The 418-nt window shown below is 29.2% G+C and carries 1 pseudogene; it reads left to right on the top strand.

Annotated elements, in window-relative coordinates:
• Positions 1-274: 274 nt before the first annotated feature.
• Positions 275-391, top strand: a pseudogene (locus ACJ5GX_RS06960) (IS701 family transposase); the annotation flags it as partial.
• Between the last annotated feature and the right edge of the window lie 27 nt (positions 392-418).

Genomic DNA, 418 nt, shown 5'->3' with positions numbered 1-418 from the left:
CCTTTTATAATATCTAGTGCATACCATTGCTTAATCAAGCTTACAAATATTTTTTGAAATAGTTCTACCCCAAATCTATCTCTTATCCTACTTAATGATGAATGATTCGGTACTTTATCCTCTAAACTTAAACCACAAAACTACCCGTAATTAACACAATAACGATTTTTATAGTCAAGTTAAGATTTAGTCATAAATTATTACGGCTATTCTATAAATCATTTCTTATAATTATTCAATACTTAATTTATACCTCCCTTAACTTGACGGTGCCGCCTGGTTTGATATGATAAATGAATAAATTACTTTATATCAACAAACTTGGGAAGTAATAAAAACATCAAGTCAGAACAACATTAGATGGCTTTTAACTGACACAAAATTCTGTTAAGTGGAAACTCCTGCTGAGTTAATTATC

It is taken from the genome of Wolbachia endosymbiont of Tuta absoluta, assembly GCF_059414725.1.
Note: the sequence above shows the minus strand (reverse complement) of the source record. Positions and strands in the feature narration are given on the sequence as shown.